Consider the following 1,948-nt stretch of genomic DNA (forward strand, 5'->3'; position numbering starts at 1 on the left):
ATTATAATACAGTTAAAGAATTGATAATTATTAAATCAATTCACGATAATTTTTTCATTTTTTTCTTCATAAAAAAGCAGAGCCATTAAGGCTCTGTTTTTTTGTGCTGTTATAAATTTATATGTTCTTCGGAACAGGTTCACCGAATATCGGAAGTCCGTTTTCATCATATTCAAACACTTTCGCTCTTGCGTGACGGTTGTTATCGTGAAGCGGATCGCCTTTGATTTCCTTATAGTTTCGGCTGTGATATATAAGCACGTCTTTACCGTTATCGGTCGTGAAACAGTTATGTCCCGGTCCGTACTGCTTATTCTCCTCGCTCGTTTTAAATACAGGCTTGTCGCTCTTATGCCACGACTTTATATCAAGCAAATCGCTGTTTTCATCAGCCCAAAGCATTCCCATACAGTATCTCCAACCTGTATCGGACGCCGAATATGTAACGATAACTTTACCGTTTCTGACAAGTACCGCCGGACCTTCGTTCACTTTAAATCCCTGCACTTCCCAATCATACTCCGGTGTTGTAAGAATCATCGGCTTTGTTGCAAGAGTCCAAGGATTTTTCATTTTTGCAATATACACGTCAGATACATCTGCAGGCTCTGTCTTTTGTGCCCAAAGTACATATTGTTCACCCTTATGTATAAATGTGGTCATATCAAGTGAAAAGCTTTCCACTCCCACATCAATTCTGCCCTTTTCAATCCACTTACCCGTCATAGGATTTTCGTCCTCGCACATAAGCAGATAAGGTCTTATTTCCCATACGTCTTTTGCGTCACCGGCTGTGAAATAAATATACCACACACCGTCTATATAATGAAGTTCAGGCGCCCAAATATGTGAGCCCATTTCACCTGTCGTATGCTTTTTCCACACTACTTCCGAATCAGCCGTCAAAAGTCCGTTAAGAGTCTTTGCACGTCTTATCTCAATACAGTCATACTGTGGCATTGTACCTGTGAAATAGTAATATCCGTCAGTATGCAGATACACAAACGGATCTGCCCGCTGATACACCAAAGGACTGTTATATTCATATTTCTTATCCATATTATTTTCTCCGTTTCGCTTTTATATTTTTATATTATCTATTATAATAGCTTACAACGGTTTTGTAAACAATTATTTTTGAAATTGTCTGCCTGTATTGTCTATCACATAATTATCTTTGTAAATAAGTTCCGACACAGTTACAAATTCATATTTGCACTCCAATGCCTCCAAAATTTTCGGCAGAATTGCCGCCGTATTCTTTGTGCCGTTATGCAAAAGAATTATGTCGCCGTTTTGCGTGCGTCTGACGCTTCTTTCATATATATTCTGTGCCTCCGCGTCACCGTAATCAATTCCGTCCACCGACCACTGAATATACATTCTTCCGCTATCCTCCGCCACTTTCACAACAGTGTTATTATATCCGCCTGACGGCGCACGCATAAGGTACGGTCTTTCACCGGTTATGCTTTCAACAATTCCGTCACATTTATCAAGGTCGGCTGTAATCGCCTCTGCCGACATTTTCGTATAATCCGCGTGATTATATGAATGATTGCCGATTTCATGTCCACTGTCATAAATTTTCTTCAAACTTTCGGAATACTTTTCAGCCCAATCACCCACAACGAAAAATGTCGCCTTGCAATTATACTTGTCCAACGTATCAAGAATTGAGTCAATATCATCATCGTTCCACGCACAGTCAAATGTCAGTGCAATTTTATTGTCGTCCCTCTCCACGCTGTAAATCGGAATTTCTCTGCCGTTTACGTTAAACACGCTTACCGCTCTTGAAGTCGTAAACCAAATTATCGGTATAACCGCAAAAATCAGTAATGCTATTATAATATGCTTTAATTTAATAACATAAAAATTCAAAATGCCGACCTCCTAAAATATATCTGCTTAATATATCTTATTCGTGTCGGCATATGTTTATGAC

Annotated in this window: 2 protein-coding genes; both read right to left on the reverse strand. The window is 39.2% G+C overall.

Annotated features, from left to right (window positions below):
- Positions 1-117: 117 nt before the first annotated feature.
- Positions 118-1,059, reverse strand: coding sequence for a family 43 glycosylhydrolase (locus ACLTU0_RS11800; RefSeq protein WP_412322637.1), 942 nt, complete (start codon positions 1,057-1,059; stop codon positions 118-120).
- Positions 1,060-1,131: 72 nt separating this feature from the next.
- The gene (locus tag ACLTU0_RS11805; RefSeq protein WP_412322638.1) at positions 1,132-1,884 is read right to left on the reverse strand and encodes a polysaccharide deacetylase family protein; all 753 of its coding nucleotides are present in this window, start codon (positions 1,882-1,884) and stop codon (positions 1,132-1,134) included.
- Positions 1,885-1,948 lie beyond the last annotated feature (64 nt).

Origin of the sequence: Hominilimicola sp., assembly GCF_046972485.1 — a bacterium.
In the GTDB taxonomy this organism is placed as follows: Bacteria; Bacillota; Clostridia; order UBA1381; family UBA1381; genus Hominilimicola; species Hominilimicola fabiformis.

Bases quoted from the DNA above. Each gene is read 5' to 3' on its own strand.
- ACLTU0_RS11800 (WP_412322637.1), bottom strand. From the start codon at position 1,059: ATGGATAAGAAATATGAATATAACAGTCCTTTGGTGTATCAGCGGGCA.